Source organism: Glycomyces tritici (assembly GCF_030403505.1).
This window is the reverse complement of sequence record NZ_JAUEMJ010000001.1, coordinates 1-24,761: the sequence shown is the minus strand read 5'-3', so window position 1 is coordinate 24,761 and position 24,761 is coordinate 1. Positions and strand designations below refer to the sequence as shown.

The 24,761-nt window shown below is 67.9% G+C and carries 19 protein-coding genes and 1 pseudogene; 9 read left to right on the top strand and 11 right to left on the bottom strand.

All coding sequences use genetic code 11. The annotated features are described in order from the left end of the window. The first annotated feature begins 30 nt into the window (after positions 1-30). Positions 31-1,236: an alpha-L-fucosidase gene (locus QWI33_RS00100; protein ID WP_289953663.1), complete on the top strand. Its 1,206-nt coding sequence runs from the start codon at positions 31-33 to the stop codon at positions 1,234-1,236. Positions 1,237-1,273: 37 nt separating this feature from the next. Here QWI33_RS00100 and QWI33_RS00095 read toward each other — a convergent pair whose 3' ends face one another. The 4 genes from QWI33_RS00095 to QWI33_RS00080 all read right to left on the bottom strand — a co-directional run bounded on the left by QWI33_RS00095 (position 1,274) and on the right by QWI33_RS00080 (position 8,744). Beyond that, positions 1,274-2,296 carry a LacI family DNA-binding transcriptional regulator gene (locus QWI33_RS00095; protein WP_289953661.1) on the bottom strand — a complete coding sequence of 341 codons (1,023 nt, stop codon included), beginning with the start codon at positions 2,294-2,296 and terminating at the stop codon, positions 1,274-1,276. Between the two features lie 75 nt (positions 2,297-2,371). Then, positions 2,372-4,060 carry an RICIN domain-containing protein gene (locus QWI33_RS00090; protein WP_289953659.1) on the bottom strand — a complete coding sequence of 563 codons (1,689 nt, stop codon included), beginning with the start codon at positions 4,058-4,060 and terminating at the stop codon, positions 2,372-2,374. A 238-nt stretch (positions 4,061-4,298) separates the two neighbouring features. Next, positions 4,299-7,715, bottom strand: coding sequence for a putative Ig domain-containing protein (locus QWI33_RS00085; protein ID WP_289953657.1), 3,417 nt, complete (start codon positions 7,713-7,715; stop codon positions 4,299-4,301). Positions 7,716-8,039: 324 nt separating this feature from the next. Next, positions 8,040-8,744 carry a GH12 family glycosyl hydrolase domain-containing protein gene (locus tag QWI33_RS00080; RefSeq protein WP_289953655.1) on the bottom strand — a complete coding sequence of 235 codons (705 nt, stop codon included), beginning with the start codon at positions 8,742-8,744 and terminating at the stop codon, positions 8,040-8,042. Positions 8,745-9,123: 379 nt separating this feature from the next. On the opposite strand from QWI33_RS00080, the gene QWI33_RS00075 reads away from it, so the two are divergent. The 5 genes from QWI33_RS00075 to QWI33_RS00055 all read left to right on the top strand — a co-directional run bounded on the left by QWI33_RS00075 (position 9,124) and on the right by QWI33_RS00055 (position 17,367). Then, the gene (locus QWI33_RS00075; protein WP_289953653.1) at positions 9,124-11,466 is read left to right on the top strand and encodes a xyloglucanase; all 2,343 of its coding nucleotides are present in this window, start codon (positions 9,124-9,126) and stop codon (positions 11,464-11,466) included. Positions 11,467-11,557: 91 nt separating this feature from the next. Further along, positions 11,558-13,603, top strand: coding sequence for a cellulase family glycosylhydrolase (locus tag QWI33_RS00070; protein ID WP_289953650.1), 2,046 nt, complete (start codon positions 11,558-11,560; stop codon positions 13,601-13,603). A gap of 70 nt (positions 13,604-13,673) precedes the next feature. Continuing rightward, positions 13,674-14,996, top strand: coding sequence for an extracellular catalytic domain type 1 short-chain-length polyhydroxyalkanoate depolymerase (locus tag QWI33_RS00065; RefSeq protein WP_289953646.1), 1,323 nt, complete (start codon positions 13,674-13,676; stop codon positions 14,994-14,996). 621 nt (positions 14,997-15,617) lie between these two features. Further along, positions 15,618-16,301 (top strand): hypothetical protein, encoded by a 684-nt coding sequence (locus QWI33_RS00060; protein WP_289953644.1) that lies wholly within the window; start codon positions 15,618-15,620, stop codon positions 16,299-16,301. Between the two features lie 415 nt (positions 16,302-16,716). Next, the gene (locus tag QWI33_RS00055; RefSeq protein ID WP_289953642.1) at positions 16,717-17,367 is read left to right on the top strand and encodes a DUF4333 domain-containing protein; all 651 of its coding nucleotides are present in this window, start codon (positions 16,717-16,719) and stop codon (positions 17,365-17,367) included. A gap of 41 nt (positions 17,368-17,408) precedes the next feature. Here QWI33_RS00055 and QWI33_RS00050 read toward each other — a convergent pair whose 3' ends face one another. After that, positions 17,409-18,119, bottom strand: a complete 711-nt coding sequence (locus QWI33_RS00050) for an MOSC domain-containing protein (protein ID WP_289953640.1) — start codon at positions 18,117-18,119, stop codon at positions 17,409-17,411. A gap of 29 nt (positions 18,120-18,148) precedes the next feature. Beyond that, a complete protein-coding gene (locus QWI33_RS00045; RefSeq protein ID WP_289953637.1) occupies positions 18,149-18,334 on the bottom strand; it encodes a hypothetical protein in 186 nt (61 codons plus the stop codon). A 132-nt stretch (positions 18,335-18,466) separates the two neighbouring features. On the opposite strand from QWI33_RS00045, the gene QWI33_RS00040 reads away from it, so the two are divergent. Beyond that, positions 18,467-19,444: an SMP-30/gluconolactonase/LRE family protein gene (locus QWI33_RS00040; RefSeq protein ID WP_289953636.1), complete on the top strand. Its 978-nt coding sequence runs from the start codon at positions 18,467-18,469 to the stop codon at positions 19,442-19,444. 333 nt (positions 19,445-19,777) lie between these two features. Here the strand turns inward: QWI33_RS00040 and QWI33_RS00035 are convergent, their stop codons facing one another. From QWI33_RS00035 to QWI33_RS00025, 3 genes are read right to left on the bottom strand one after another with little or no spacing between them, the layout of a single operon-like run. Next, positions 19,778-20,590, bottom strand: a complete 813-nt coding sequence (locus QWI33_RS00035) for a class I SAM-dependent methyltransferase (RefSeq protein ID WP_289953634.1) — start codon at positions 20,588-20,590, stop codon at positions 19,778-19,780. Positions 20,591-20,599: 9 nt separating this feature from the next. Further along, positions 20,600-21,070, bottom strand: a complete 471-nt coding sequence (locus tag QWI33_RS00030) for a GbsR/MarR family transcriptional regulator (protein ID WP_289953632.1) — start codon at positions 21,068-21,070, stop codon at positions 20,600-20,602. Continuing rightward, complete coding sequence (locus QWI33_RS00025) at positions 21,063-22,019, bottom strand: alpha/beta hydrolase (protein ID WP_289953630.1); 957 nt, start codon at positions 22,017-22,019, stop codon at positions 21,063-21,065. The genes QWI33_RS00030 and QWI33_RS00025 overlap by 8 nt, the downstream gene beginning before the upstream one ends. A 189-nt stretch (positions 22,020-22,208) precedes the next feature. Here QWI33_RS00025 and QWI33_RS00020 point away from each other — a divergent pair. Continuing rightward, a pseudogene (locus tag QWI33_RS00020) lies at positions 22,209-22,673 on the top strand (IS5 family transposase); the annotation flags it as partial. A 111-nt stretch (positions 22,674-22,784) separates the two neighbouring features. Here the strand turns inward: QWI33_RS00020 and QWI33_RS00015 are convergent. Further along, positions 22,785-23,354, bottom strand: a complete 570-nt coding sequence (locus tag QWI33_RS00015) for a hypothetical protein (protein WP_289953628.1) — start codon at positions 23,352-23,354, stop codon at positions 22,785-22,787. A 39-nt stretch (positions 23,355-23,393) separates the two neighbouring features. Next, positions 23,394-23,813, bottom strand: a complete 420-nt coding sequence (locus tag QWI33_RS00010) for a hypothetical protein (protein ID WP_289953626.1) — start codon at positions 23,811-23,813, stop codon at positions 23,394-23,396. A 121-nt stretch (positions 23,814-23,934) separates the two neighbouring features. On the opposite strand from QWI33_RS00010, the gene QWI33_RS00005 reads away from it, so the two are divergent. After that, positions 23,935-24,705, top strand: a complete 771-nt coding sequence (locus QWI33_RS00005) for a transposase (protein ID WP_289953625.1) — start codon at positions 23,935-23,937, stop codon at positions 24,703-24,705. The last annotated feature ends 56 nt before the right edge of the window (positions 24,706-24,761 follow it).

Sequence of the window (24,761 nt, the reverse complement as noted above, 5' to 3'; positions counted from 1 at the left end):
CGGCGTGACGCCCCGAAAGGAACCTGAACCATGACCGGCAAGCACCGCGAGCGCCTTCCCGAATGGGCGCGGGAGGCCAGCCTCGGCATCTTCATCCACTGGGGACCGTACGCGGTCCCGGCCTGGGCCGAGCCCGAGCACATCGCGGGGGAGGAGGAGCCCGAAGGCGGCTGGTTCAAGCACAGCTCCTACTCCGAGTGGTACGCCAACACCATCCGCATCGAAGGCTCGCCCGCGGCGGCGCACCACGCGGAGGTCCACGGTTCGGCCCCTTACGAGGACTTCCTCGACCAGTGGCGGGCCGAGGAGTACGACCCCGCCGTATGGGCGCGGCTGTTCGCCTCGCTCGGCGCGGACTACGTCGTGCCCGTCACCAAGCACCACGACGGCGTGACGCTGTGGGAGGCCCCCGGCAGCGAAGGCTGGAACACCGTCGACCGCGGCCCGAAGCGCGACCTGCTCGGCCCGCTCGCCGATGCCGTGCGCGCGGAGGGGATGCGCTTCGGCGTCTACTATTCCGGCGGCCTCGACTGGTCGGTCACCGACTTCCCGCCGATCGTGGAGGTCGACGACATCTGGCGGTATCGCCCCAACGACGCCGCCTACACCGCTTACGCGACGGCGCACGTCCGCGACCTCATCGACCGCTACCGGCCCTCGGTGCTCTGGAACGACATCGAGTGGCCGGAGACCGGCAAGGAGGACGGCTCGCTCGACGAGCTGATCGCCCACTACCGGGAGGCCGTCCCCGACGGGATCGTGAACGACCGCTGGGGCGCGGACGTCTGGGACTACCGCACGAGCGAGTACTCCATGGCCGCCGACCACGAGACCGGCGTCGGCTGGGAGCACAACCGCGGCCTCGGCTCCTCCTTCGGCTACAACCGGGTCGAGGACGAAGCGCTCACCCTCTCCCCGCTCGCGCTCGCGCGGCACTACACGGACGTGGTCTCGCGGGGCGGCCGTCTGCTGCTCAACGTCGGACCCGACCCCGCCGGCCGCATCCCCGACGTGCAGCTCCGCACCCTCGCTGGAGTCGCCGGATGGATGACCGCGCTCAAGCCCTACACCGCCGACCGCGGGGTGCTCCCCGACGGCACCGCCGTCGCCGATGACGGCGGATGGTGCCGCGCCTGGAGCAGCGCCGACCGGATCGTGGTCGTCGCCGAGACCCCCGATGCTGTGCGCGTCGACGCGTCGGACCGCGAGGTCGTGCGCATCGCCCTGCCGCACTAGCGTCGCCGTTCGAGGGCGCCCGTGGCGTCCTCGAGCGTCAGCGGCGCGGCGGTGCCGTGGACTCCCGGACCACCAGCTGGGGTTTGACCACTGAGGACCGCAGGTCGCCTTCGCCTCGGAGGCGTCGCGACAGCAGGTCGAACGCCCGGGCGCCGAGGTCCTCGAAGTCCTGCTCGACCGTGGTCAGGGAAGGGTGCCAGAGCGAGACGAGGGGATGGCCGTCGAAGCCGGCGACGGAGACGTCCCCCGGGACGTCGAGGCCGCGGTCGGCCAGGGCCCGCATGACGCCCAGGGCGATCTCGTCGTTGCCGCAGAACACGGCGGTCACGTCATCACGACCGGCGATCCGCTCACCCCACCGGTATCCGGCGAGGGCGTCCCACTCGGAGTCCATCACCGCCGGGACTTCGACGCCGGCGTCCCGCAGCGCGGCGCGCCAGCCCTCAGTGCGGCCCGAAGTCTTCCCACCGGTGGGTCCCGCGATGTGGTGGACGGTGCGATGCCCTTGCCGCAGCAGGTACTCGGTGACCTGTCGGCCGCCCGCGGCCTCATCGATCAGCGCCGCCAGGGTGCCGTCGGCGCGTTCCGATCCGCCTCCAGCGGCGACGACCGGCAGGGATGCCGGCAGCGCCCGCGAGGCCTTGATGCCGGCGCGACGGAACTCCAGCACGATCGCCCCGCCGATGGGCTGCGACAGGGCGAGGTCGACCGCACGCATCACCGACTCGTCCTCATCCGAGGCCACGATCGTTATTGAGACCGACATGCCCGCCCGCTGGGCGGCGGTCTCGATCCCGCTGAGCGTGTTCGCATAGCCGTAACTCGACGTCGTGGCCTCCGCGATGATCGAGATCAGCGTCGGCTGGCTCAACCGCAGCGACCGGGCGGCGCTGTTGGGCCGGTATCCGAGCTCCTTCACCGCCACGAGGACCCGCTGGGCCAGCGCCGGGGCGACGTTCTTGGTCCCGTTGAGCACGCGGGAGACGGTGGGCACCGAGACGCCCGCCGCCTTCGCGACATCGGCGAGGACGGGGGCGCGGTAGGACTTCGGGGCGGTCATGGGTCGAGGATAACCTTCTCTCGACGTTGCAGGGGCCGAGCGCTTTCGTGCTCGGCCCCTGCCGCTTCGACCGCGTCAGACTCGGATCAGTCGCCACCGCTGCGGCACGGACCCCTTGTCCGGCCACTGGATCGCGATGTCACCGTCGGCTTCCTTGTTGCCGTTGTCGAGCACCATGCCGGAGCGTTCGCAGGTGAGCGTGACCGCGCCGCCGCCCGCATCGGTGATCTTCCACCGCTGCGCGGCTCCGCCGTTGTCGGTCCACTGCTTGACTTGTGCGCCTTCGATCGCGGTGTTGCCGTTGTCGAGGGCTTTGCCCGACTGCTCGCAGACGACCTTGTGGTACCCGCCCCCGACGTCGGTGATCTTCCAGCGCTGCTGGGTGTCGCCGTTCTCGGCCCACTGCAGGACCGCGTGGCCGTCGACCGTGGAGCGGCCGTTCTCGAGGAGCTTCCCGGAGCGCTCGCACATGAGGTGGTAGGTGCCGCCTGAGACGACCGCCGGGGTGGATCGCAGATGCGCGAGCGTGCCCCAGCCGAGGGCGTCGAAGCCGCCGGAGTTGCCGCCGTAGTCCCCGCCGCCGCCTTCGGGACGCGCGAGGGCGGCCATGCGTGCCACGTGCGGCATGCGCATGCCTTTCCTGGCGCTGTAGTGGTTGTAGACCAGCTCCCAGACGGGTCGGACCTGCCCGCGGGAGCCCGCCGAGATCACGGTGTGCTCGATGCCGTCGCAGTTGCGGTAGGTCGTGAACGGGACGTCGTAGCCGAGGTTGTAGCGGGCGACGTACTCGGCGGCCTTGGCGAAGGCGTTGTCGCGGGCGGCGTAGAGGTCGATGCCCTGGTTCCAGGCCGTCTCCATGAAGGCGCCCATGAGCCCGATGCCCATGATGGTGTGGGCCTGGTCGCGGCCGGACTCCTGCCATTGGGCGAGGCCGAGGTCGTCGTAGACGTGGGGGATCGCGCCGTTGATGGATCCGGTGCCCTCGTCGCCGTGGAAGTAGGCCACCGCTTCGTCGACCAGGGCCTGGTCGTCGCAGAGGATGCCGATCGCCAGGATCGAGGCCATGTTGCACAGGTCCCAGTTGGCCCAGTAGTGGGTGCCGCAGGTGCCGTTCTTCCGGATGAGGAAGTCGCTGTTGAGCGGGTAGAAGACGTCGAGCATCATCTGCTGGAACCGGCCCAGGTCGAACCCGGGCGCGCCGCGGATCAGCTCGGCGGCGTTGGCGAACTGGTACCCGTAGATGCCCGAGGCCAGGCGCGAGTCGGAAGGGGGCCAGTAGATGGACTTCAGGGTCTGCGACCACGCGTTGCAGATCCGCACCGCCGCATCGCGGTGCGCGGTGTCACCGCTGATGTGCCAGCGCAGGGCGTTCTGGTAGGCGGCATGGGCGTCGTTGTAGAGCAGCCAGTAGTTCTGGGGCTTGTCGGTGCTGCCCCGGACGACCTCCTCGACGGGCTGGGGCGTCCAGGTGCTCTGCGAGTGGGCGTTGGCGACGAGCTTGTCCCAGCCCTGCCGCCACGGTCGGGCGCTCGCGTCGACTTTGGATCTCATGCGGTCGAGGTCGGCTCGGGTGTGGACCATGCCCGGGTGGCCGAACGCCTGCGCGCCGACCTGGCCGGATCGCTCCTGGGCCTGTGCGATCGCGAGACCGCCGGCGCCCGATGCCGCGAGGGCGCCCGCCGCGACCGCGCCTTTCAGGAGGTCGCGTCTTCTGAAGCCGGTACGGGTGAACCTTGGTGACGGGTGGGACTGGTGGTTGGACATGGTCCTCCTTCGGCTGCCGGGCGAGGGGCGGCGGGGACGCGGACCCGGCTAGAAAGCGTTATCTCTCTTCAAGATAAGGTTTTCATTCAAGCATGTCAATACGTTGACGAGTCGTGGCTCGAGAAGGCATGCGGGCGCCGATCGCGATGAGAAATCGATATCTGCTTGCCCGAAACGCAAAGCCCCGCCGCGACCGGGGCACGGTCGCGGCGGGGCGGAGGGCCGGGGTGGCCGCCGGCTATGCGAAGTCCCCGAAGAACTGGACTTCACCGAGGTTGCCGTGCCAGCGGTTCGGGTTGTAGATCTTGAAGTAGCGGTAGTGGGTGTCGTCGGAGACGGGCTTGCCCTGCCAGACGCCGGCGGTGGTGCGGGTCAGCGGCTCGGTCAGGTCGGTCCACGTCTGCCCGTCGTTCGACCCTTGGACGATGGTGCCGTCCGACCTGGAGGTGCAGCACAGGCGCGGCAGGAAGTACACCTCGTTCAGGCGCACGGCCGCGCCCTCCCCGAAGTCCACTGTGTAGTAGGAGCCGACGCCGGTGTTCAGGTCCCCGGCCGTGTGCTCGTCGCCGTCGAAGAGCAGGTAGCCGACCTCGCCGGCCGGGAGCCCGTTGCCGGGCCACTGCTTGTCGGAGGCAAGGACGGTGGCGAGGTTGGCGACGTCGATCAACTGGTCGCCGTCGCCGCCGACGAACAGCTTGGAGCCGTCGGTGGTCCCGTGCAGCGTGGGACCGGCTTCGCCGTCGAGCGTGTAGTCGGCGGTGAACGTGACCGGTCCGGCCTCGACGCCTTCGAGCGGCACCGCCGCGGTCCAGTTGACGCCGTCCTCTGAGGCGGCCTCCGCGGTCGTGCCCATCACGTTCACCGAAACGGCGTCGACCGGCCGTCTCGTCACGACGGTGGCGGTCACGGTGTCGCCGACGGCGACCTTGCCCGCCACCGCGTCCTCGGAGGCGATGGCGGCGGACTCGATCTGGTTGCCGATCTCGTGGCGCTCGCCGTAGATGTGGAACTCGGTCATCTCGAACACGCCGCGGACGATCCCGTAGAGGACGTCCGGGAGCTGTTCGATCATCTGGACCTTGATGTACCGGAACCGGTCGTCCCGGAGCTCCGGTGCCACTTCGAGGGTGTTGAAGTCCTGGGTGAACTGCGTGACCCCCGGCGTGAGCCGGGTCCATTCGACGCCGTCGTTCGAGCCGTACACCGCCGAGTTGGCGAGCCGGTCGGCGAAGATGTTGCTCTGGAACCCGAACTCCCGCGCCGACACCCGGAAGTCGGCGCCGAAGTCGAAGACGTGCGACATGTTGACGGCCTGCGGGTAGCCGGTGCCGGTCTGGTTGTCGCCGTCCACGAGCAGCGGCGTGCGCTCTGCCGCAGTAGAAGCGTGAAGGGCGTCCGTGTAGTCGAGGCTGCCGTCCACATCGGTCTTCGGCGAGACCAGGCGCAGGTCCTCGACCGCGGCGACCATGCCCGCCAAGGCGGTCGCGAACTCCGCGTCCGTCCCGTCCTGGAGCGCCGCCTCGGCAGCTGCGCGAGCGGTGGTGAAGGCGGCCTCGGTCGCCGACTCGTACCCGTCCTCGGGCTCGTACTCCTCCTCGGCCAGCGCCAGCGCGTCCTGGCGGTCGGCGGCCGCGTCGAGCGTGATCGTTCGCGCGGCGACGCTGGTGCCGTCGTCGGCGGCGACGGTGATCGTGCCCGAGTCGTCCCCGGTCCACGTCAGCGTGCCGGTCGCCGCGTCGAGTTCGGCGCCGTCGGGGAGGTCGGCGGCGCTGTAGGCGATGCCGTCGGAGCCGGCGGCGGCGAGGTCGAGCGTGATGTCGGCGCCGGACCAGCCGACGGTCCGGTCGGCCGCGTCCTCGGGGAAGACCGGGCCGTCGAGTTCGGCCCCCGCGTTGGTGTCGATGTGGTCGATGTCGACTGCGGCACCCTCGGTCTCGATGAACAGGATGTTGTCCATGCCTCGGGCGACCGTGACGTAGCGCCATTCGCCGCCGGTGTCGGGCACGGTCACGGCGGTGTCCCGCCGGACGGTGTCGTTGTGGCTGACGCCGCCCAGATGGATCACGGCCGCGCCTTCGGTGCGGACGCGGAAGCCCTGCTCCGGCTTGTTGTTCGCGCCGCTGAGGTAGGCGATCTTCGATCCGCCCGCCATGCGCACGAATCCGTCGCCTTCCTGGACGTCGCCGGCGAGGTGCGTGTAGCGCTGCTCGATCTCCAGGATGTCGGGGTCGGCGTTCGGCTTCGAGGCCGTTTCACCGACCGCTTCCGCAGGCGCGAACATCCACGAGTCGCCGCCGCCGTCGCGGCCGTCCCAGCCGATCTGGACGGGGGTGGGGCGTTTGGCGTAGGCCTCGGCGAAGAACGGCGCCATCGCCTCGACGTCCTCGCCGAGCGTGAACTTGTAGTGGTAGTAGATCTCCCAGAAGCTCGCGGTGCCGTATCGGCCGCGGTAGCCGTCGGCGATGTGGTCGTACGTGTCGCGGATCGTGCCGTCGGGGGAGATCGCGTACCCGACCGGGGTCCACTCCGGGTCGCGGCCGGACATGAACTGCCAGAAGTAGTCGGCGGCCTTGAGGATGCGGTCGTCCAGGAACTCGTAGGGCCCCACGGCGTCCGCGGCGGTCGAGACCGTGCCGTCGACCGGGTCGACTTCGGTGCCCTGGGCCGTCATCATGCGCGACAGGGCCGCGAAGTTCGTGAGGTTGCCGCCGCCGTGGGCCTGGTCGCGGCCCATCTCGACCAGCTGGACGTGAGGGTCGTCGATGGGCTCGCCGGTCTTGTCGTTCTCGTCCACCCAGCGGGCCAGCCGCGCGATGGAGCCGTTGAAGCCTTCGTCCTTCGCGGTCTCATTGACGGTGAACCACTCGACCTTCTCGGCGTACAGGTCCGTGTCGTCCATGAAGATCGACCCGGCCATGGAGCCCAGCAGCGGGTAGTTGTGCTGGTTCATGAAATGGTCGGGCGAGGACATGAACGTGGCGATGGCGGGCCTGATGAGGTTCCGGCTGAAGGCCTCGGTGTCCGCTTCGGTCCATGTCAGCGCATCGTCCTCGCCGCAGCTGGTGTAGCGCAGCAGTTCTGCGGCGCTCGCCATGCGGAAGAGCGGGATGCCGTTGTGGATGTGCGAGTCGGTGTAGTACTCGAACGCGGCAGGATCCATCTGCTCCCAGTTGCGGAGGATGGCCAGGGCGTTCCTGCGGTAGACCTCCTTTCCGGTGAGCACGTGCATGACCGCCTGCGTATAGGACTTGAGGCCGTCGGCCTCGAACATCCCTCTGGTGCCCGCGTCGAACGCGGTCGTGCGCGGCTTGGTGGGGTCCGAGCCGGCGTTGGAGGGTTTCACGCCCTCCCCGGCGGCGCTGGATTTCAGCAGCGCCTCGAACCCGGAGGCCCAGGGCTCGGCTCCGGCCGCGAGTTGAGCGCGCACGTTCTCCAGGATCGGCTCGGTGAGGCCGACGCCGGGGTGGGTGAAGCCGGCTTCGCTTGTCGTGGAGTGGATCTGCACATCGCAGGTCCCGGTGTCCTGCCCGGCCGCAGGGTCGGCGGCCGGGACGAGTTGGAAGAGTCCGATGGACAGCAGCATCGCCGCAGTGAACGCGACCGCCCGCCGGGGGAGGGCGGCGCGGTCGCGAAGGGCGGCCGTGAAGGGATGCATCTGAGGTACCTGCTCCGTTCGAGAGACCGTTTTCTATCGAGAGATAACGATATCTCATTCCAGCGTCCTGGGCAAGGCTCGCGTACGAGCGGGCAAACTCCCTGTACAGCGGGAAATTCGCTGCGATGCGACGCCGATGGATGGGCATGTGGCCCGCTGATGCGGAGCACGAACGGCATGATGAGCGGCAGTGGTAGATATCGTTATCTACCTTCCTCTGGGCCCCAGGTCCGCGATCCCGGGATCGGCACGGCCGGGCTGGGGGCCCTGGGAGACGCCGATGGGCCGGAGCGGTCCGCTCCGGCCCATCGGTGACGGGATCCGCTAAGTCCACAGGGAGTAGCTGTTGCAGTTGAAGTCGCGGCCTCCGGCCGATGAGGTGATCTCGAAGCCGAACGCGATCTCGTCGATGCGGACCCGCGGCATGCGGCCGTTGGCCACCAGCCATTGGCAGTGCGCGGTGATGTCCACCCAGGAGTCGGTGGTGTGCGAGCGCGCCAAGAAGCTGTGAACGGCGTTCGAGCCGTTGCTGCCCTGGTAGTAGGCCCAGGCGCGGCCGCCGAGGTTGACGTCGGTGACGTAGGAGCCGATCGGGCCGACGGCGCCGTGGTACTGCGTCCAGATCATGACCTCGTAGTCGTGGCCGTTGCCCCACACGTCGTAGGTGGTGCAGTAGGCGAGGTTCGAGCCGGTGGGCACGGTGACGTTGTGGTTGCTGGAGACGTTCCCCATGTTCCACACGTCGCGCCCGAGCTGGTAGCTGACGTGCGGGTAGGACTTGACGCCGCCCGTGGCGGGGTGGTCGGCCCAGACGCCCCAGTCGGCGTAGGAGTTCGCCCAGATGGACTGGGCGCCGGCGCCGCTGCCCCAGACGTGGTTGGCCACCGTGAACGCTCCGTCGGTCCACCGCCCCCAATCGTCCTCGGTGTACCAGGCGGCGGCCTGCGCGGGGGACTGGAGGGCGCCGACGGCGCCTGCGGTGGCCAGTGGTGCGGCCAGGGCTGCGGTGAGTAGCGATCGGCGTCGCATGAAGGGCCTGCCTTTCTCGAGGAACTCGGCTTCGGTTATCGAGGTTCACGCATCTAGAAACGTCGATACATTAATGCAATCACATTACAAAGTCAATGTCCATACTCCTTGAAACGCACCAAAACGGCCCAGGCCGGACGAGGGGATGCGGGGAGGGCTCAGGACGATATGCCCTCAGCTCAGGTGCAACGTTCAGCGACTTAATCCTGTAGGTTGACAAACTCGATGGTTGTTGCGTACTCTGCTGCGCAGTAGTTCAGAGATCTGCATCCCTCGATGCGCCGACCCCCCGGCCCTTCGCGGCACGACACAGCAGACCTGCGCGGCCGCACCGCGGCGCAGGTCGATCACTCGCCTCTTGCCTACAAAGGAGCACTTCATGCGACGACGCACATTGGCCGCTTCCCTTGGCGCGGCAGCGGTCGCGGCCGGCGCCCTGCCCGCCCCGGCGTTCGCCAAGCCCGGCCAGCGCCCTGATGTCTACGCTTGGAAGAACGTCGCGGTCAACTGCGGCGGCTTCGTGCCCGGCATCGTCTTCAACGAGACCGAGCCGAACCTGATCTACGCGCGCACGGACGTCGCGGGCGCGTTCCGGTGGCAGGAGGAGACGCGGACCTGGAAGCCGCTGACCGACTGGGTCTCCCGCGAGAACTGGAACTTCCAATACGTGGTCTCGATGGCCTCCGACCCGGTCGAGACGAACCGCGTCTACGCCGCGGTTGGCGCGTACACCATCAGCTGGGACGGCAACAACGGCGCGATCCTGTACTCCGATGACAAGGGCGACACCTGGGGCGTCGCGGACCTGCCGTTCAAGCAGGGCGGCAACATGCCCGGCCGCGGCATGGGCGAACGCCTCGCCGTCAACCCTGCCGACAACGCCGAGCTCTACCTCGGCGCGCCCTCAGGCAACGGCCTGTGGCGCTCGCGCGACTACGGCCGCACCTGGGCGAAGGTCGAAACCTTCCCCAACTCCGGCAACTTCGTCGTCGACCCGAACAACGAGTACCTGTCCGATAACCAAGGCGTGATCTGGATCGACTTCGACCAGATCGGTGGGAAGATCTATGTGGGCGTGGCCGACCCGGACGACCCGCTGTACGTCTCCGAGGACGGCGGCGAGACCTGGCAGGCCGTCGCTGGTGCGGCGGAAGCCCTCGGCGACAGCGACGGGAACCGCACCATCCCTAAGCAGTCCGCAGTGGACAACACCAACGGCTACCTGTACATCATCACCAGCTGGGACCCCGGCCCCTACAACGGCGGGCCCGCATCCGGCCGCGGCGGCCGGATCCAGCGCCTGTCGACCCAGACCGGCGAATGGACCGACGTCACCCCGCCCTACAACCCGGGCCGCCCCGTCCCCGGCTTCGGCGCGGTCACCGTGGACCGCCAGAACCCCGGCACGCTCATGGCGTCCACGTGCAACAACTGGGGGCCCGACGAGATCCTGTTCCGCTCCACCGACTCCGGGGCGACCTGGTCGCTCTCTTGGGACCTGGTGAGCGAGAACGTGCGGACCGACCGGTTCGTCTTGGACAGCTCGGGCTCGCCGTGGCTGGACTGGCGCGGCACCGACAACGGAGCCTCGTACGCGGTCAAGCACGGCTGGATGATCGAGGGCCTGGCGATCGACCCGCACAATTCCGACCGCATCATGTGGGGCACCGGAGCGACCATCTGGGGCACCGAGGACCTGACCCGATGGGACTCGCAGGGCGATCTGATCGGCGAGAACGAGGCCGGCGAACGCGTCGCGCTCCCGGTCGACCGGTTCACCGTGGGAGTGCGGGCCGAAGGCATCGAGATGACCTGGGTTCGCGACCTCGCGGCGCTCGGCGGGACGCTCGTCTCGGCCATGGGCGACGTCAACGGGTTCGTCCACACCGACCTGGGCAGGGCCGAGCGGATGTTCCACGGCGGCTGGGGCGGCACCAGCCTCGACTACGCCGCCTCGGACCCGGACGTCATCGTCGGCAGCGGCGACACGGGCGACACCGGCCCCCACGTCCTCGTCTCCACCGACCGCGGCGCCACCTGGCAGGACGCGAAGCGACTCGACGGCGTCCAGAACAACAGCGGCGGCGTCGTCGCGATCACCGCCGACGGCTCAGTGATCGTGTGGTCCCCGAACAACACCGACAAGACCCCGGTCTACAGCGACGACCTGGGCGCGACCTGGAACCCGGTCCAAGGACTCCCCGCCGGGGCAAGGGTCCGCTCCGACCGGGTCAACGCCTCGGTCGTGTACGCCTACGCCGGCGGCACGTTCTACCGCAGCGCCGACGCGGGCAAGACCTTCGCCGACACGGGAGCGACCGGACTGCCCGCCGAAGGCGTCGACGACTTCCGCGTCGCACCCGGCAAGAAGGGCCACGTCTGGCTCTGCGGGCGCAGCGACAAGGCCGAGGTCGCGACCGGCCTGTGGCGCTCCAAGGACGGCGGCACCACCTGGACGCGCATCGCCGCGGTCGACCTGGCGATCGGCGTCGGCTTCGGCAAGGCCGCCTCGCGACGGGGCTACCCGGCGATCTACCTCTCGGCCGATGTCGAAGGCCGGGAAGGCATCTTCCGGTCCATCGACGGCGGCACCACCTGGTGCCGCATCAACGACGACGCCCACCGGTGGGGGTTCGCCGGGTCCGCCATCACCGGCGACCCGAACATCTTCGGCCGCGTCTACCTCTCCGCCCGCGGCATCGTCTACGGCGACATCGCCTGATCCAGCAGGCCGCCCCGCCGGGGGCGGCCCGACCAGACTCCGATCCCCGCACCCTTCCGGATTCCCACCCTTCCGACAAAGGAGTCTCGAAATGCATCCCACCACCGGGCAAAGGAGACGGTCGCGCCTCGGCGTGATCGCCGCCTCCGCCCTCACCCTGCTGGCCACCAGCCTCCTCGGGGCGGTCAGCGCCCAAGCGGCCCAAGGCTGCGAAGTCGACTATCAGGTCACCGGCCAGTGGTCGGGAGGCTTCAACGCCAACGTCGAGGTCACCAACCTCGGCGACCCCATCGACGGCTGGACCCTCGCATGGGCCTGGCCCGACGGCCAGCGCGTCACGAACCTGTGGAGCGCCGAGGACCAGAGCAGCGCCGACGCGGCCAAGGTCGAGTCCTTGGGCTACAACGCGAAGCTCATGACCGGGGGCTCGACCTCGTTCGGGTTCGGCGGCTCCTGGGCCGGCGCCAACACCGACCCGACCGAGTTCCGGCTCAACGGCCGCCTCTGCGACGGCACCGTCGGCGAGCCGCCGGCCGAGTGGGCCAGCGCTGAAGAGCAGGTCGCCGCCATGCAGCCGGGCTGGAACGTCGGCAACACCCTCGACGCGCTCGGCGGCGAGACCAACTGGGGCAACCCGCTGATCACCGAGGAACTCCTCCAGACCGTCAAGGCCGAGGGCTACAACTCGATCCGCCTCCCGGTCACCTGGGACGAGTTCACCGGTCCCGCCCCGGACTACACGATCGCCCCCGAGCGCATGGAGCGCGTCGCACAGGTCGTGGACTGGGCCCTGGAGAACGACCTCCAGGTCATGCTCAACCTCCACCACGACTCGTGGACGTGGCTCCAAGAGCTGCCGAACGACCACGACAACGTGATGGCCAAGTTCGAGGCGATGTGGACGCAGATCGCCGAGCGCTTCAAGGACTACCCGGCCGCGCTGTCCTTCGAGAGCAACAACGAACCGCAGTTCACCGGTGACGGCGCCGACGAGGCGGTCGGCGACACCTACAACGAAGCGCTCAACCTCGCGTTCTACGACGTGGTCCGGAATTCGGGCGGCAACAACGACGACCGGCTCCTCGTGCTGCCGTCACTGAAGACGAACGCGGAGCAGCCGCGGCTGGACTCGCTCAAGGCCACCATCGACGGCCTCGACGACGAGATGATCGCCGCGACGATCCACTACTACGGCTTCTGGCCGTTCACCGTGAACATCGCCGGCTTCACCACCTACAACGAGCAGGTCCAAGCAGACCTGGCCGCGTACTTCGGGCGCGCGGGCGACACGCTCGTGGACAACGGCATCCCGGTGATCGTGGGGGAGTGGGCGGTGTTCAACTACTCCCACTGGTCGCCCGAGCGGATCGAGCAGGGCGAGATGCTGAAGTTCTTCGAGGACCTGCAGTTCCAAGCGCGCGAGCACGGCATGACGACGATGCTGTGGGACGCCGGCCAGTTCCTCAACCGGGAGACCCTGGAATGGCGCGACCCGTACATCGCCGAGCGCCTCCGGACGGAAGTGACGTCCCGTTCGGGGACGACCTCGTTCGACCGGATCTACCTGGAACGGTCCGGGGCCATCACCGACGAGTCGCTCACCTTGAACCGCAACGGCCTTGAATTCGAAGGCCTGTGGCATGGAGACACCGAGCTCGCCGAGGGCACCGACTACACGGTCTCGGGCGACACGCTCACCCTCACCGCCGCGGCCCTCACCCGCCTCGCCGGCGACCGCGCCTACGGCGTCAACGCCATCGTCGAGGCCCGCTTCTCGGCCGGATCGCCGTGGCGGATCTACATCAAGTCCAACGACCGGCCCGTGCTCTCGGACGCGACCGGGACGACGACATCGTTCAGCATCCCGACCGAGTTCAAGGGCGACAACCTCGCCACCATGGAGGCCGGGTACGCCGACGGCACCAACGCCGGGCCCGCGAGCTGGACCCCGTTCCAGGAGTTCGGCCACAGCTTCATCTACGACTACGAAGCGGGCACGATCATCCTCAACACCGCGTTCCTCGACGCCCTCAGAGAGGGCGAGCCCGCCACTCTGACCTTCCACTGGTGGGGCGGCGACACCGTCACTTACACGGTCACCAGAACCGGCACCACAGTGACCGGAACGGCTACCTGACCCCCCGACCGCGGGTCCGGCGCCAGGGACGGCGCCGGGCCCGCATCCCCGCTCAAGAAGGAACAATGCATTGTCTACAGTCATCCCCTGGCGCCGCGGTGCTGCGGCGGTCTTCGCGATCACGCTCGCCCTGGCGTCGGCGCTGGCGGTCTTCATGGCCCCCAAGGCCGCGCATGCCGCGCAGTTCACCCAGATCACCGAGTTCGGGGACAACCCCGGCGACCTCGAAATGTACGTGTACGTGCCCGACGACATCGGACCGAATCCGGCGGTCCTCGTCTCCAGCCACTGGTGCACCGGCTCCGCGCAGAACCTCTACGACTGGATGCAGTTCGACGAGATGGCCGACCAGTACGGCTACATCGTCGTCTACCCGTCGGTGACCCGCGCCAGCAAGTGCTTCGACGTCGCCTCGCAGGCCTCGCTCACCGGGACCGGCGGCGACTCGGCCAGTATCAAGTCCATGGTGGACTACGCCATCGACGAACTCGGCGGCGACGCGGACCGGGTCTTCGCCACCGGCATCTCCTCGGGCGCGATGATGACCAACGTCCTGCTCGGGGTCTACCCCGAGGTGTTCAAGGCCGGATCGGTCTACGCGGGCGTGCCGTTCACCTGCTTCGCGACGGCCGACGGTTCGGAGTGGAACAGCACCTGCGCGACCGGCCAGATCGATCGCACCCCGCAGGAGTGGGGCGACGCCGTCCGCGGCGCCAACCCCGGCTACGACGGGCCGTGGCCGCGCATGCAGATCTTCCACGGCACCGAGGACCAGGCGCTCTACTACCCCAACTTCGTGGAGCAGATCGACCAGTGGACCAACGTCCACGGCACCGACCAGGTCGCGGAGTTCACGGACAACCCGGAGCCGAACGCTACCCGGACCCGCTACGGCACCACCGGGGGCCAGGCCCTGGTCGAGGCGGTCAGCTTCGAAGGCGTCGACCACAGCGTGCCGCACCGGCTCCTGGAGACGCTCCGCTTCTTCGGCATCGCCTCCACCGACCAGGCCGCCGGCGAGATCGCCGGCACGGCCTCGAATCGATGCGTGAACATCCCGGGCACGGGCACGGCGAACGGGAAGCAAGCGGTGCTGCGCAAGTGCAACGGCAGCGCCGGCCAGACGTTCACCCACACTGCAGAGAACGAGCTGCGAGTGAACGGCAAGTGCCTCGGAGCGCAGGCCTCGGGTACGGCCGACGGCACCAAGGCCGTGATCGGCGACTGCACCGGCGGCGCGCACCAGCGCTGGGCCGTCAACGCCGACGGCACGATCACCAACGCCCACAACAGTCTCTGCCTGGACGCCTTCGGCGGCGGCATCAACAGCGGCACCAGGATCATCCTCTGGTCGTGCAGCGGCGGATCCAACCAGCAATGGACCCTGCGCTAGCCGATACCCGCAACGAGTGGGGCGCCGAACCGTGGGTTCGGCGCCCCGCAAAACATGTGCTCGGCTCCTCCACCGTGCATCTACAGAGGCTGCATCCGGCCGGGTTGCGATCCATGCCATGAGCACGCAGCACCAGCCGGACGTCGGGAAGCATTCGTGCGGCGCAACTGGAGTCGTCCAGGCGTCGTCGCCAGCGGCCAGACGCTGTTCGACCTGTACGCGCGGATCGCGCAACGGGAGCAGCGCGTCAATGAGCTGGAGTCGGCGAGCGTCAGACCCCGGCAAGTAACCCGCTGCGGTATCCAAGCCCGGCCCCGGCGGCACGCCGGGCGAACGCAGCGGTCGCAACGCACCGATCTGCGCCCCTGCGAGTTGCCGGCCGTGCCTGGCCGAGCGGCGGGCCTGCGGTCGACCCGATGGCAGGCGTCGGTGCCGGGTCGGGGCGATCCTGGCCGGCCGTTGCGCTCACGGCATCGCATGGGAACGCGCCTCGACCCGCGACGTCGCCGGGGGGCCGCCATCGTTGAACCCGCGAATTTCACGCGTTCGGGTGATATCTCCGCTGTCGCGACTTAGCCTCAGGGAGTCATTTTTCCGATTCCAAAGGAGGCACAGCAGCCGATGACCATCATCAACACCCGAAAGAAACGGCGCGAGAAAACGGTGCGCCGCGTGACGACCGGCGTGGCCGCCGGCGCAGTCGTAGGCCTGGCGGTCGCGGGGGTCGCCGTGGCCGCCAGGCGCACCGAGCGGGTCGTTCCGAAGCTTCCGGCACCGGGCGCTACCGCCGATGTCGAGGTGCTCTCGAAGGGCATCGAGGTGGTAGTGGCGGGCCGCAAGATCCGTACCGGACCGCTCCAGGGGAGGGCCGCGTTCGAGATCGAGGCGAACCAGACCGACCCGTCGGCGGTGCGGACCAGGGTCAAGGAGTTCCACCTCGTCTCCACCGGGGACCGCGAAGGCGTCACCGTGACCGTCGACCTCGAGCCGCGCGCCGGAAGTCGAGATGTCGCGTCGGGGCTGCGCCGCGTCTCGGCCGAATCGACGAGGTTCCGCCACACGATCGCGCTGCCGTGCATCATCACCATCTCGAACACGCGCGCGCTCGACCTGCCCGTAGGCGTCGACGAAACGCTGGCGCTCGCCGCGAGCGTCCCGCTTCAGTTGTCGGGGAAGCCGTCGGGATTCCCCGACGACCGCGCCCAGTACCGGCTCGATGAGCAAATCGATCTCTCGGGATCCGGGTTGCCCTTGGGCGGCAGGGCTTCGATCACCAAATTCCCTTTGCAGATCAAGGGCCTGTGATCGCACATGCTGCCGGACCCACGGGCCCGGCAGCATGCCCCGGACCGGCGCGGAGGCGGCCTTCGGCGATCACGGAGTCGTAGCCTACGAGCCGAAGGATCAAGTCCGAGGTGGCCAAAAGGGGGGTCTACGCGAATCCGCGTAGACCCCCCTTGGCGTACGCCGACGCTTACTCGTCAGGCCTGAATGCCCGTTCGATTTCTCGGCTCCCGGTCGAGGCCGCAGGCGTGTTCGTCGTGCGATGCGCACCTGGTCGGCCCGGTTCCGTCCCTGGCGGCGTCGACGCCGCCCCGGCGGGCCCGCGCCCCGCCCCGGTACATCCTGCCGGTATCCCGCCGGTCTACCGCCTCGTAAATCACGCCTTCCGCACGCAAGATAGCCAGGCGTCGAAGATCCCCGAATGAAAGGTCGCCCAATGCCCCCCAAGAAACTGACGATCCTCCCCACGGCGCTCGCGGTCGCCGCTCTCTCGGCGTGCAGCTTCAGCGCCGGAGAGCCCACGGTCACCGGTGACGAGCTCGCCGAATTGGCCGAGGACGCTCTGGAGGAAGAGACCGGGTCCCGTCCCGAAATGGACTGCGGCTCCGTCGACTCGATCAGCGTCTCCCAAGACAAGGAGGTTGACTGCGTGGCGACCTCCACCGAGACCGGCGCCGAATACGACGCCACCATCACCTTCACCAGCGTCGAGGGCAGGGACTACGAGATCAGCGTGGAAGTGGCCTCCGAGCCCAACAACGCCCCCAGCGAGGCCCCGACCTCCGATCCCGCCGAGGCTGAGACCTCGGCACCGGCCGCCGACGCGAACAGCATCGTGGTTCCCGCTCCAGACTTCGCCGCGGCGGTCGCGGACGCGGTGGCGGCCGAATGGGGGGAGGGCAACGACATCGATTGCGGCGACGCCGCCACGAGGACCCTGTATGAGGGTGCGATCCACTCTTGCGTGCTGATCGACGTCTCGACCGACGCGCAGTACACCATCACCATCACCATCACCGGCATCGACGTCGAGGCCGGCAGCTTCAACTTCGAGGCTGAGGTGGATGACACCCCGTTGGCCGGTTAGGTTCGGGCGCGGACCTGGCCTATGCGGCATTCAGCCGCACCCTAGAGCAGAACAAGGGGGTCTCCGGCCCGCACCTGTCCTGGCGACACGACCGTGGCAAGCCCGTCCAACCGCATGTCGTGCGCTTTCGAGATGGCCCGCAACACCAGCGGGGAGTGGGGGAGGTCCTGCTGGGCCTCGTTGGTCATCACGCATCGCTCGCTCGATCGCACGAACTCGATGCACACGGCGTCGCCGATACGCGCCTTGCTCCCGAACCACTCGTCCTCCACGAACGGAGGGGTCCCTGCTGGTGTGCGTACCAGGAGGTTCGGCCGGAAGCGTCGCTCATCGACGGGAACATCGGGTACCGCCGAACGCACCCAGTCAAGGGTGGCCGTGGTCAACACGCTGATAGGCAGTTGGTCGAAGTGAGCGATCGCCCCCTCGCGGGCCACCTCGACGTCCTCGCGACCTAGGTAGCGACGAAGGTAGGCACTCGGATCCGGTGCCACCGCGCCTCGCGGGTCCAGCAGTTCAGGCACACCAGCGTCGTCCACGTAGCGGGAACGCAGATGCAGCAGGCCCGGCATCCTGCGGAAGCGACGAGTGTTCTTCCCCGAGCCGAACTTGCCCTGAGCGTCGCGCACCGCGAAGAGACGGTCGCCGACAAGGCCCCTCGTCTCCACCTCCGCCTGGCGGAGCAACTCGCCCCCTGTCGACTTGATCGGATATCGCCAGATTCGTTCGATCACGCCTACCTCGATCATCATCCGAATGAGGCTACAAGGGCGAGGCGTACTCACTTTCGATACACGCCCTTGTGCACCCCGGTCTCCCAGCGAGCCCGCCAGGCCCCGATCGACTTGGTCGACACCTCGAAGTGCGCCGCCGCGGCCCAGTCGGCAATGCCCCCGCGCAGCACCGCCGCCATCACCTGCTTCCGCAGTATCTCCTCCTGCGCAAGAGAAAGCGTCCGCAAGTCCACTCGAAGGATCGCAGAGGTCCTCGCCGAAGAGGCCTGAGGACTGTCCAAAGTTCTATTCTCGTGATGACTCGACCACTCGATGGCAAGATTCGCAATGCGACAGTGAGTCGCTCGCACATCGAAGGGAATAGTATGAAACGCCTGCTCGCATCCGTCGTTTCGGTCGCCTTGGCCGTACCGATAGCCGTCGGTCTCCTCGCCGCTCCCGCCTCGGCCACGCACCACTTCGACGAAATCGATCTCCCGAACGGGTTCTCCCCCGAGGGCATTGCCATTCACGAGGGCCTCGCCTACACCGGCTCGCTAGCCGACGGCTCCATTCTGCAGATCGACCTCAAAACCGAGGCGCTCAGCGATTTCGGCGACGATCCCGGCCCGAACAAGCGGTCGCTCGGCATGAAGGTCGACCGCTTCGATCGGCTCTGGGTCGCGGGCGGCGGACCGAGCTTCTTCCCGGGCGTGGCGGCGGGCTTTCGCGTCTACGACATCGAGACCGGCGATGTGTTGGCCGATGTCGCGATCGGCGAGTTCGTCAACGACGTGTTCGTGACCGATGACGCGGCCTGGTTCACCGACTCGCTCGCCGCGCAGCTGATCCGCGTGCCGATCGCGAAGGATGGTGCGATCGGCACTCCGGAAATCGTCAAGCTGGGCGGCGACTGGGCCCAGGCCCAGAACGTCGGCGCCAACGGCATCGTCGCCGCTCAGGGCGGCAAGAAGCTCATCGTGGGCCAGACCTTCACTGCCGACGAGGCCGGCGGGGCGCTCTATGTCATCGACGCCGATGCCGAGGGAGAGGCCGACGCGCAGCGGATCGCCATCGAAGGCGGCTCGCTGGAGCCCGGGCCTGACGGCCTGGTCCTGATCAAGAGGAAGCTCTACGCCGTCACTCCCGAGGGCGTGGTCAAGATCAGGCTGAACAAGTCGCTGACCACCGGGACCATCGTCAAGGAACTCGATGTGGGCGCCGAGTGGGCGACCACGGCCGCCAAGTACCGCTCCAACCTGTACGTGGTCGACGGCAACTTCGGCGAGAACTTCGTCAACATCGGCAACCCGGATGCCGAATTCAAGATCGTGAAGGTGCCGCTCGGCGCCTTCCACCAATAGCGGCGCATCCGGCAATGCGGCACCGACGAGCGAGCCTCATATGAGGCTCGCTCATTTCTTGAGCACGAACAAGATGCCCTGCAAGCACTTGACACCGACCTCATCGCCACCGACCTCGGCGAATTTGATGCCGCTGAGCAGCAAGCTGTGCTCGCCGCCGATCCCGCTGAACCGATAGCGGCACTCGAGGACCTACTGACAGCCCACCCCCGCCGCAAACCCGACCGGTGAGGCAACCGGCCTTCACCACCCCGCATCACCGGTCGGGAGACGGTCCTGCCGGGAAACCGCAACTTCTGCCGAGCAGAACGCTCCACCGACTGAGACGCGCTCTTAGAACCGGTAGCGGAGTATGCGGGTTCCTTGCCGGGAGAGTCCGGTGCTCAGGCCCATGACCCGCGAGAGGGCGCGCAGCGGCTGCGGGAAGTCGGCGACTTCGGGGGCGCGGGCCAGCATGAGTTCCTCCGCCAAGGTCAGCCCGGCTTCCCAGGTTTGGGGCTCGCGTGGATCATCGAAGCCCTGGGCGGCGGTGATGCCGATGGCCTTGATGGTGGGGTGGTACTTCATCGCCCAGGCGGCGAACCTGGTGTAGCCGTTGAGGACGAGTTCACCGGTGGTGAAGTGCGCGGTCAAGGTCCGGATCATTTGTTGGAAGGAATCGCCGGGCATGAACGGCAATAGGCCTTCGGCGACGATGATCGCGGGCCGGTCCGCGGGAAGGCCGGTGTGCCAGCCGGTCTCGGTGAGGTCGGCGCCGATGTGGACGGACGGGGACGGCACCAAGCGCTCGCGAACCGCGATGATCTCGGGGAAGTCGACGTCGTACCAGGTGACGCCGGGCGGCGGGTCGCAGCGGAGGACGCGGGTGTCGAGTCCGCAGCCGAGATCCATCACGACGGCGTTCGGGTGGTAGGCGGTGAAGTTGGCGACGGCTTCGTCGATGCGCTTGGCGCGCAACGCAGTGCCGCAAATGAGGCCGGGTTTGACGTCGAGTTTCGCGAAGTCGTAGTCGATTCGGTTGGCCAGGTCGGCCGACCACTCGTCGCCTAGGATGGGACGCTCACCGCGGCTGTCCAGCGCCCTCGCATAGAGGGTGAGCAGCAGCGTCTCCTGGATCGGGGCGAGGTCGAGGCGTTCTCGTTGCACGGAATGTCCTCAGGATTCGAGCGGGTGGTCGTCGGCGATGTCGCGCAGCCAGGTCAGGGACCGCTGCGCGTTGTGGATGCGCTCGGCGGCCGGTCCGTCGGCGCCGGTCAGCGCGAGGCCCTGGTCGGCGATCGCGCCGAACCGGCCGAGACCGTCGAGCTTGCGCTGGATCACCTTGTGCCAGGCGTCGTCCTCGATGCGGAAGTACGCGGTGCGGTCGCCGGGGACGCGGACTTTGCGGACGAGGCCGATGGCGGTGAGGAAGCGCATGTTCGACGTCAAGGACGCACGGCTGGCCTGGATCGCGTCGGCGATCTGGCCGGCGGAGCGTTCGGGGGGATCGCAGATCATCAGCAGGCCGAGAATGCGCCCGGTGATGGGCGGCAGTCCCCATTCCTCGGTGCTGAACGCGGCCACGCTCTCCACCCAGGCGGTGACCTCGTCCTGGTCCGGCACGTGATCGTCGGCGCGGCTAGTCATGGGTGCTCCCGTTCGTGATGAAGGCCGCCGACTCCCGCGTGGGGGTCGGCGTCGCAGTGGCCTGCCGGGTCTGACGCAGGTGCTGGTCGAACCAGTCGGTGGCCAGGGCCATCGCTTCGTCGAGGCCGGGACCGGTGTACAGGCCGAGGACGTCGTACGGCAGCACTTCGAGGCGTTTCGGCTCCCCCGCCTTAGCGAAGGCGCTCTGCGCTTCGTCGAGCGCGTGGTAGGGGTCCCATCCGCCGTTGGCGATCATGAGCAGCGGCGTGGGCGCCAGGCGGCCGATGAGATGCTCGGGCGCGAACGTGAGCAAGTGCTCGGTGGAATCGAGGGTCTTCTCGTTGCGATAGGAGGGGAACAGCTCTTCGGCGAGGTTCGGTGCGCCCTCGACGTTCTCGCCTTCCAGTGCCAGATGCGGCACTCGGGCGCTGGATTCGCCGTCGAAACGGCGCTGCCAGTCCGCGTCCAAGCGGTCGCGCATCGCGCGGAACCCGGCGCGGCCGAGCATCCGTTCGAGGTAGCGCCAGCCGTCCCACACGCTCGGGCTCTGCACCACGACGCAACTCGCGCGCCGGTCGAGGACCGCAGCCTGCACCGCGATCGAGCCGCCGATGCTCACGCCCCACAGGCCGATCCGTTCGGTGTCGACCTCGGGGCGGGTCTGGAGGTATGAGATCGCGCTGCGGAAGTCCTCCACCTGGCGTTGCGGGTGGTCTTGGCCCCGCGGTTCGCCGTCGCTGGAGCCGACGGTGCGGTAGTCGATGGCTAGGACCGCGAAACCGGCGCGCGCGAAATACGGGGCGAACGCCGCCAGCGCCTCCTTGACCATCACACCGCTGTGCCCCAGGACAAGTCCCGGCACCGGATCCTGCGATTCCGGCAAGTACAGATCACCGGCACATCGGGTGCCAAGGCTGTTGAAGCTCACTTTCTCGGTCTGCCAGGTCATGCTCGCCCTCCAAGAGCCTTTCAGTGCTACTAATTTCAATCATGACTGAAATAAGTAGCACTGTCAAGCTCTGTTCGTGCTCGGTCGGAAGATGCAGGATCCCGTCGCCATGCGGGTCGGCCTTCGCCGCACGGGGCGTCGGCCTGTCGACCCACTTGCCTCGGTGCCTCACCTTGGGCTGCAAAGACTCTGATCCCTGCGGCGGTGAAGCGAGCACAGGGTGGTGGGATCGCCCGAGCCCGGGACCGGACGGTCTTCTGCGCGATCGTGTTCGTGCTGACCACCGGCTGCGCCTGGCGACACCTGCCGCCGACATTCGACGTCTCCCACCAGACTGCGCACCAGCGCTACATCGAATGGACCGAAGCAGGTCTGTGAGCCAAGCTCCATCGGGCCGTACTCGATCGGATCGGAGCCGCCGGGCAGATCGACTGGTCCCGCGCAATTGTCGACGCCGCCAGCCTCCGCGCCAAACGAGGGGGATCGCTGACAGGCCTCAACCCGACCGATCGCGGCAAGACGGGCAGCAAGATCCACGTCCTCACCGACCGAAACGGCCTTCCATTGGCCCTGGCCGTCTCAGCGGCGAACCTGCACGACTCTCAAGCTCTGGAGCCGCTTGCGCAAGGCATCCCGAAGATCCGCTCCCGACGCGAGCGCCACGGCCACCACTTCGCCGCATTCCTCGCCCTCGCAGCAGCAATCACCTGCTACAAGAAACCCGCCAACTGAGACACGCTTTGAGTACTGCAGCGGCACTTGGCGTTACAGAACTCCCAGGGATTCGTGAACTGCTTCGATTTGAGCGATCGCCTCCGACTCGTCGACGGAGCAGACGGAAGTCAAAGCCACCAGGCGCCCGTCGAGTTCGAGGACGGTCGCCATCAACCAGATCCCGGAGTCCGAGTAGATAGAGGTGGCGCTGGCGTGGCCGTCTAGGGTTCCGGACGCGACCCGGATCGATTCGTGTTCGGGTCCGTTCCCCGAGAACAGCGCCGCCTGCATGCGAGCGGCCAGATCGAGATCCCCATTGCCTGACCGATCGTCGATTGACGTCGACATGACCAAGCCGGATCCGTCAGCGGAAGCGATCGCTGACCCGGCGCTGACCTCCTCTTGCTCCCAGCCCTCCGGAATCATGTAGCAGAGTCCGGTCTCCTCATCCACGACGTGGCCTCCGTCATCAACGCATGAGGCGCTTCGCCAAGGCTGCCAGACCAAGACGATTGCGGACATGACAACGACCCCTACGACGGCCAGCGCGATCACCTTGACCCGTCGCCGAGTGGAGCGCGCCTGGTGCAAGCCGTCATCGGGCGGCGCTTCATCACTCATAGGGCCACACTAAGCGATGTCCCGGAAGCTTGGGGTCGGTCAGTCCGCATCCGTGTCGGTGCCTCTGGCGCCGGCGGAGCGAAGGGACTGACCTAGAGATCCGGTGAGGATACGGGGGTGGCGACGCCACCACCACATGTCGTGGTCGGGCAGTTTGTGGAACTGGTCGAGTGCCAGACCATCGTCATCGATCGTCGCCGCGCGGAAGCGGTCATCGAGGGTCTTGATCTGCGGAGTCCAGCGTCGGACGACATCATCGTGCAACAGGATCCATGCCTCGTGGAGCCAGTTTCGGCAGTAGAGGTCGTTGGCGTACTCGTAGATGTCGTCGCCGTAGCCGCGTTCGACGTCGGCCACCAGGTGCGCCCACCGATTGACCCGCTCGGCAACGGTGAATGCTGTCCGCCAGCCACGCCGATGGAGCAGCTCGCCGACCTCGGCTTCGTCGAAAGTACTCACCGAGGAAGGGTCGCACGTTGATGACGCTGCGATCGAGGTGCCCGTAGGAGCCCGCACGCTTCACGATCGGGTTCAACTGGACCGGCTCGGATGCTGTTGGAACACAAGGGATCATAGGCGAGTGGCAAGTGTGATCAGTGCGGCGGACGAGACGATGATCGAGCTGTTCAGCGGCCTGCCGGCCCGGCAGTTCGCCAAGCTCTTGCGGCAGTTGCGATCCGAGGGCGCCGAGCCCGCCCTCAAGGGCCGTCCCTGGGGACTTGCCTTCGAAGACCGGGTCCTGCTGGTCGCCGCGTACTGGCGCACCAACCTGACCATGCGCCAGCTCGCGGCGCTGTTCGGGACTTCAAAGTCCGCCGCGGATCGGATCATCGACGACCTGGCACCGAAACTCGCGCTTCGGCCCCGACAGCGCTTCGCGCCCGAGACCGTCCTCATCGTTGACGGCACCCTGGTCCCCACCAGGGACCACGCCGTAGCGGCTAAGTCGAAGAACTACCGATACTCCACGAACCATCAGGTCGTGATTCACGCCGACACCCAGCTCGTGGTCACCGTCGGGACGCCGCTACCGGGTAACCGGAACGACTCGATCGCCTTCGCCGCTTCCGGTATCGACCACGCCACGCGCACCGCGACCGTGATCGCTGATGGCGGCTACCCGGGAACCAGGGCGGTCATTCCGCACCGGCGCAAATCCAAGGACGAACCACTGGTCGGGTGGAAGGAAGAGCACAACGCGTCGCACCGGCATGTCCGCGCCCGGATCGAGCACACGTTCGCGAAGTTGAAAGTCTGGAAAGTCCTGCGCGACTGCCGCCTCCGTGGCGAGGGCTCCGCCGAGGCAATGGCCGGCATCGCCCGCCTCCACAACCTCACCCTTACAGGCTGACACCCGCGAAACCGCCGCGCCTGGGCGCACCCACGAGCAACTAACGGGACATCGCT

Coding starts and splice junctions, on each gene's coding strand:
- QWI33_RS00100 (WP_289953663.1), top strand. CDS start 31: ATGACCGGCAAGCACCGCGAGCGCCTTCCCGAATGGGCGCGGGAGGCC.
- QWI33_RS00095 (WP_289953661.1), bottom strand. CDS start 2,296: ATGACCGCCCCGAAGTCCTACCGCGCCCCCGTCCTCGCCGATGTCGCG.
- QWI33_RS00090 (WP_289953659.1), bottom strand. CDS start 4,060: ATGTCCAACCACCAGTCCCACCCGTCACCAAGGTTCACCCGTACCGGC.
- QWI33_RS00085 (WP_289953657.1), bottom strand. CDS start 7,715: ATGCATCCCTTCACGGCCGCCCTTCGCGACCGCGCCGCCCTCCCCCGG.
- QWI33_RS00080 (WP_289953655.1), bottom strand. CDS start 8,744: ATGCGACGCCGATCGCTACTCACCGCAGCCCTGGCCGCACCACTGGCC.
- QWI33_RS00075 (WP_289953653.1), top strand. CDS start 9,124: ATGCGACGACGCACATTGGCCGCTTCCCTTGGCGCGGCAGCGGTCGCG.
- QWI33_RS00070 (WP_289953650.1), top strand. CDS start 11,558: ATGCATCCCACCACCGGGCAAAGGAGACGGTCGCGCCTCGGCGTGATC.
- QWI33_RS00060 (WP_289953644.1), top strand. CDS start 15,618: ATGACCATCATCAACACCCGAAAGAAACGGCGCGAGAAAACGGTGCGC.
- QWI33_RS00055 (WP_289953642.1), top strand. CDS start 16,717: ATGCCCCCCAAGAAACTGACGATCCTCCCCACGGCGCTCGCGGTCGCC.
- QWI33_RS00050 (WP_289953640.1), bottom strand. CDS start 18,119: ATGATGATCGAGGTAGGCGTGATCGAACGAATCTGGCGATATCCGATC.
- QWI33_RS00040 (WP_289953636.1), top strand. CDS start 18,467: ATGAAACGCCTGCTCGCATCCGTCGTTTCGGTCGCCTTGGCCGTACCG.
- QWI33_RS00030 (WP_289953632.1), bottom strand. CDS start 21,070: ATGACTAGCCGCGCCGACGATCACGTGCCGGACCAGGACGAGGTCACC.
- QWI33_RS00025 (WP_289953630.1), bottom strand. CDS start 22,019: ATGACCTGGCAGACCGAGAAAGTGAGCTTCAACAGCCTTGGCACCCGA.
- QWI33_RS00015 (WP_289953628.1), bottom strand. CDS start 23,354: ATGAGTGATGAAGCGCCGCCCGATGACGGCTTGCACCAGGCGCGCTCC.